This is a genomic window from Thermodesulfobacteriota bacterium, assembly GCA_036397855.1.
In the GTDB taxonomy this organism is placed as follows: domain Bacteria; phylum Desulfobacterota_D; class UBA1144; order Nemesobacterales; family CSP1-2; genus DASWID01.
Genome location: DASWID010000149.1, coordinates 1 through 6,322, shown reverse-complemented (window position 1 = coordinate 6,322; position 6,322 = coordinate 1). Strand labels below are relative to the sequence as shown.

Sequence of the window (6,322 nt, the reverse complement as noted above, 5' to 3'; positions counted from 1 at the left end):
GGAATATCTCCAATCTCCTTACATAAGTCAGCGACGAACGCATAATTTTCGGCCATGTTCTCTACTCCCTATAGAGCTGTATATTTCAACCAAGCATCACGGCGCATGCTACTACTATAATCCCTAGTAATGCATTAATTCTGGCGAGCCAGGAAACGAGTTTGCGTTTTTTCCCAAGAGACTTCGCGGAGTCCTGGCTGGATCTGCCAAGTTCGGTTAGCTTAATTAATTTAGGCCCTAGTATAAAGTCGTGGATCGCACTTATCAATATCATAACGAGCACTAAGAATACCTTAAATGTAAGTATCATACCGAAGTGAGAGGAAAAGATTTTGCCCGATGAAATTAAATCAATTGTAACGCCACGGTTTACTGAATTAATAACGCCGGTAACCAAAAGTACCAGAATAGCTGTCCAACTCACCAGACTAAATCTTCTGCCAGTCGCGGAAAGTATCTCTGTTCGTTTTATTGGAGGTTCTAATTTTCTTAGCGACGGGACCAGTACAAGTGAAATAAAAAACATCCCGCCAAGCCAAATAATGGCTGCCACAACGTGTATCAGTAGGACTAAGAACGGCGTTATACTCAAATTCGATTTCCTCAAGCACGTAGCTGCGCCAAGGTGTCGAAAAATATTAGCAGCCCTGATATTACTGAAAAAAACAACAAAGGGCAATCAACTTGTGGAATATTTCTGATGCGATAAAATTACCGCTAATCATGTAGATCAGGTGAAGCACTCCACAAGTGTCAAAGACAAAGTGTGCTTATACGCATGAAATTTACATGAGCTCGTCATAAATACCGAATTTATTGGATAAGCTCATTGCACGGATATCTCTTCACCCCTTTTTAACAAAGCATGGAATGGGACTGCTAAATACGTGGTGTTGGCATAATTATTGCCAATTCGCTCCAGTCTGTAATGTTGATTACTATATGACGGGAAATTAATGAAGTCGAGCATTAAATTCGTTTATGAAGATAACTTTGCTTAACCGAAAATGTGCGATTCTTATGAGATGATTAGTTAGAAAAGAGCCAAATAACAAAAGTCGTGCACGAGAAAGTTCAATAATATACTCGAGCTTAAGACTATTCAATTTCTAGAGAAAGGAGCAAGGAAATCATGCCAAAACATCAGAAAAGCATCGAGGGCTCAGTTGGCGAGAAAAGAACGTTTACTCCAAGTAAGAGATTTAGGGATAGGGCAATTGTCAGGGATGAATCGATTTATAATAGAGCTAAAAAGAATCCGGAGGCTTTCTGGGAAGGTTTTGCCGATGAACTTCATTGGTATAAAAAATGGAGAAAAGTGTTGGAGTGGAAACCTCCACATTCTAAATGGTTCGTTGGTGGAAAGATGAACGTATCTTATAACTGTCTCGACCGGCATATAACCACTTCTCGGAAAAACAAGGCGGCGATTGTCTGGGAGGGGGAGCCAGGAGAAACTTCAGTTTTAACGTTCTGGGATTTATACAGAGAAGTAAATAAATTTGCAGATGTGCTAAAAAAGCTTGGAGTCAAGAAGGGAGATAGGGTAACGATTTACCTACCGATGGTTCCTGAGCTTCCGATTGCAATGCTTGCCTGTGCGAGGATAGGAGCGCCACACAACGTGGTGTTTGGGGGATTTAGTGCGGAGAGCTTGAGAAGCAGGATAATCGATTCAAAATCAAAGGTACTCATCACGGCGGATGGTGGTTACAGGAACGGGAAGGTAGTGACTCTAAAACAGAATTCCGATGAGGCTCTCACAAAAACACCGACCGTAAAGAATGTAGTTGTTGTAAAAAGGATTGGAGATAAAGAAAGCGTCCGAATGAAAAAAGGGAGAGATTTTTGGTGGCACGATCTTATGAAAGGTGCGTCCCCTTATTGTGAGCCAGAAAAGATGGATAGCGAAGATATGCTTTTCATCCTATATACAAGCGGAACTACGGGAAAGCCGAAAGGTATTGTACATACCACCGGGGGTTATTTAACAGGCGTATGTGCAACCACTAAACTGGTATTTGATCTGAAAGAGGAAGACACATTTTGGTGTACTGCGGACATTGGGTGGGTAACCGGGCATAGCTACGTGGTTTATGGACCGCTTGCAAATGGAGCAACGACCGTCCTATATGAGGGTTCTCCAAAATACCCGGATATTGGAAGATGGTGGAGTATGGTGGAAAAATATGGTGTAACAGTTTTTTATACTGCTCCAACCGCAATCCGCGCATTTATGAAATGGGGAGAGGAATATCTCGAACAATATAATCTTTCAACTCTCCGTCTTTTAGGGTCGGTGGGAGAACCCATTAACCCTGAAGCCTGGATGTGGTATTACCTGAACATCGGTAAAAAGAGATGCCCCATCGTTGATACCTGGTGGCAGACAGAAACCGGAATGATACTTATTACTCCGCTCCCCGGTGTCACAAGGCTTAAACCCGGATCCGCAACTCTGCCATTTCCTGGTATTGATGCTGATGTGGTAAATGAACTGGGAAATAGTATTAAAGAAGGGTTAGGATATCTTGTCATTAATAATCCATGGCCGGCTATGCTAAGCACCGTTTATGGAGATCCGAAGCGATATATCGATGAATATTGGAACAGATTCACCAACAGGTATTTCACTGGGGACTGGGCGAATAAGGACAGAGATGGATACCTATGGATTTTGGGTAGAGTAGATGACGTTATGAATGTAGCTGGACACAGGATAAGCACGATGGAGGTGGAAAGTGCGCTGGTCGATCACCACGCTGTAGCGGAGGCCGCTGTTATTGGTAAATCCGATGAGTTAAAGGGACAGTCGATTGTTGCCTTTGCAAGCCTAAAGCACGGGGTGAAGGCAGATTTAAATTTATTGAATGAATTAAAGAATCACGTCGTAAAGAAAATAGGAGGAATAGCTAGGCCAGATAACATCATATTTACTGCGGAGCTTCCAAAGACAAGGAGCGGCAAAATCATGCGCAGACTCCTAAGGGACATATCGGAAGGAAGGGTTCTCGGGGATACAACGACTCTTGCTGATCCAGAGGTTGTGAGAGAGCTTAAGGATAAATATGGGCATAGAGAAATGTGATCAAGGAAAATGAGAAGCAAATTTGGACCGTACATTCGTGGACTGTCCCCATTCTTCAACTCGGCGCTTGCTTCAGGGAGCTTCATTTGGTGGACAATTCGATTATAATTAGCGTTGCATTCCGTTTCGATAGGCCTTCACACTGGGTTTAAGCATTCTGACTGCAGTCTTCAAATAGGTAGAATCCAACACAGCCAAGTTTAAGAGAGAATTTGTGCACATATCGATTCAATTCATAGCCCTTGCGGTGATAATATTTTTCTCCGGTTGGAGACTCGCAAAATACGGTGACATAATCGCTGAGAAAACGGGGTTAGGAAGAACATGGATAGGCGTTATCCTTATGGCTTCCATTACTTCTTTGCCCGAATTAATCACCGGTATCAGCTCTGTAACCATATTTGATCTCCCTAATATTACGGCAGGAGATTTACTTGGAAGTTGCATGTTTAATATTCTCATTATTGCTTTACTCGATGCGATAGTTGGCTCTGTGCCGATCTCGACAAGGGTTCATGAAGGGCATGTTCTTTCGGCAAGCTTCGGCATATTCATGCTTGGCTTAGTAAGCCTGGGTCTTTTTATGGGCTCGAATTTTACTTCGATCGGCTGGGTTGGTTTATATAGTTTGATAATTATTCCTGTCTACTTTATTGCAATGAGGATTATTTTCTTGTATGAAAAGATTCGAATTTCCAAAATCATTAAGGAGATAACGGAGGAGCTTCTATATGATAGAGTTTCTAAATCACGAGCCTACGGGATGTATTCCTTAAATGCACTGATATTAATTGGCGCGGCTACCTATCTCCCACATGTTGGACAGGAGATTGCCGCAGTTACTGGTCTTAGCCAAACCTTTGTAGGTACTATGTTTATAGCTGTTTCGACATCGTTGCCTGAGGTAGTAGTAACGATAGCTGCTGTTAGAATTGGGGCGGTAGATCTCGCAGTCGGCAACCTTTTGGGGAGTAATCTATTTAACTGTTGTGTATTGGCACTGGATGATATTTTATATATAAAGGGACCGATTCTTTCCTATGTTTCGCAAAAACAAATAATCCCTGCTAGTTCTGGAATATTGATGACAGCGATCGCGATCATAGGTTTGACCTATAGGGCCAGCAAAAAACCCCTGATATTTGCCTGGGATTCTATTGGTATTCTAGTAGTCTATTTTGTAGCTATACTTGTTTTGTACACGATGAGATAGAGATTAAGCGGCTAGTTCATCATGCTTAATGAATTGAAAATAGCATTATACCCTTATAGCTTTAGGACATCGAGATATAGATTTACATTTCATGCGTCTAATGGCGCCTTGAATAATTTAGGTTAAATGTTTTTCTCCGATAACATGTGAGCAGAAGCATTATCGGTTTTCCATACTCGGTAATCGTCGAATGTTCCCCGCTAGGTGTATGGGGGGACAAGCTTTATAGGGAATCCATATGTCATTGGATTCACATTTCAACTTTTGCTCGCAAGGCCTATGATGGTTGCATCGGGGAATTAGAGACGGTTTATTATCTATTAGTTTGTAAATAGCTTCACGATTTTTGAGCTGAGTAATTGAAGGAGAGTTCAAATCGTACCTTTCAACAAAAAAAAGGAAGATGTGCTCAGGGATTTTGACGTCGAACCAACTAAAGGGCTAAGCACATCCGAGGTTAAGACAAGACTGAAAAGACACGGACCTAACCGTCTTAAGGAGGCGAAAGGGAAAAGCGCCTTTATCGTCCTTCTCAATCAGTTCAAGAGTCTTATAGTCCTGCTCCTCGCCGCCGCTGCTCTTGTCTCCTTCGCCTTTGGGGATGTTATAGAGGGTGTGGCGATAGTAGTTGTGATTTTTATTAATGCAGCTATAGGTTTTGTAATGGAGATTAGGGCCATCCGTTCTATGGAGGCATTGAGGCGCATGGTTAGAATAAATACCAGGGTTCGGCGCGATGGTCACTTGCAGGAGGTTTTTGCCGAAGAGCTCGTTCCGGGCGATATAGTGATCCTCGAGGGGGGTGACCTTGTACCGTCCGATATCAGGCTAATAGAAGCCTCAAAGCTTCAGGCCGACGAGTCTTCTCTGACGGGCGAGTCTATCCCAGTTTCAAAGCGGACGGAGCCTATTGAAGAAGATGCACCTCTTGCGGAACGCACCAACATGGTATACATGGGCACATCTTTAACTCGGGGATCGTGTGAGGGAGTTGTTGTCTCCACGGGGATAAATACGGAGCTCGGTCAGATCGCTTCTTTAGTGGAAGAGGCAAAGGAAGAGACCACGCCGCTCGAAAGACGACTGGAACTTCTTGGTCAAAATCTAATTTGGGCTACCCTGGCGATTACTGGAATTATCGCTATTCTCGGCGTCATACGTGGAAAGGAATTAATTCTCATGATTGAAACGGCTATCGCACTGGCTGTCGCGGCTATACCTGAAGGATTGCCGATTGTTGCAACAATAGCTCTCGCCCGGGGGATGATGCGTATGGCCAGGCGTAATGCATTGATAAATCGACTTTCTGCGGTCGAAACCTTAGGTTCGACTAATATAATCTGTACCGACAAGACAGGCACTTTAACCGAAAACAGGATGACAGTGACCAGGATAGAAACTGATTCAGGAGAGTTCGAGATAACTGGCGAACAATTAAGCAGGAAAGGAGATTTTATATTTAATGGAAAGGTGATCGATCCTCTGAGTGAAAAAGCAGTACGAGATATTCTTGAGATAGGCGTACTTTGTAATAATGCGACTTTAAGAAAAGGGGCTGAGGAAAAGGCCTTGGGTGAACCGCTTGAATTGTCACTCCTGGTTGCTGGTGCAAAGGCAGGAATATATCGTGAGGAGATCATTAAGACTGCACCCGAAGTAAGAGAGGAATCCTTTGATCCCGCACTCAACATGATGGCTACGTTTCATAAGGAAAATGGTCGCTATCGGGTTGCGGTGAAGGGTGCTCCCGAATCTGTGCTCGACGTGAGCACCAGTCTTGTTAGTTCTGGTGATAAGAATGAACTTTCGCCGTCACTTCGAAAAAGATGGCTGGAGCGTAACACTGAACTCGCACAGAAAGGGTTTCGTATGTTGGCTCTTGCCACTAAGGTGGTTTCTGATGAAACTGTCAATCCATATGAAAATCTAACCTTTCTTGGCCTTGCTTGTCTTTTAGATCCGCCACGCTCTGATGTTCGAGAGTCTATCCTGCAATGTCGGGAGTCAGGAATACGGGTTGT

The 6,322-nt window shown here is 43.4% G+C and carries 4 protein-coding genes; 3 read left to right on the top strand and 1 reads right to left on the bottom strand.

What is annotated here, in order from left to right:
* Window positions 1-85 precede the first annotated feature (85 nt).
* Entirely contained in the window at window positions 86-592 is a 507-nt protein-coding gene (locus tag VGA95_12110) for a DUF4149 domain-containing protein (protein ID HEX9667282.1), read from the bottom strand.
* A 540-nt stretch (window positions 593-1,132) separates the two neighbouring features.
* Here VGA95_12110 and acs point away from each other — a divergent pair.
* The 3 genes from acs to VGA95_12095 all read left to right on the top strand — a co-directional run.
* Window positions 1,133-3,088: an acetate--CoA ligase gene (gene acs / locus VGA95_12105; GenBank protein HEX9667281.1), complete on the top strand. Its 1,956-nt coding sequence runs from the start codon at window positions 1,133-1,135 to the stop codon at window positions 3,086-3,088.
* Window positions 3,089-3,302: 214 nt separating this feature from the next.
* Complete coding sequence (locus VGA95_12100) at window positions 3,303-4,301, top strand: sodium:calcium antiporter (protein HEX9667280.1); 999 nt, start codon at window positions 3,303-3,305, stop codon at window positions 4,299-4,301.
* 405 nt (window positions 4,302-4,706) lie between these two features.
* The coding region (locus VGA95_12095) for an HAD-IC family P-type ATPase (GenBank protein HEX9667279.1) at window positions 4,707-6,322 on the top strand (1,616 nt) is incomplete at its 3' end.

What these genes read in the sequence shown, in the direction of transcription:
- acs (HEX9667281.1), top strand. Translation starts at nt 1,133, where the DNA reads ATGCCAAAACATCAGAAAAGCATCGAGGGCTCAGTTGGCGAGAAAAGA.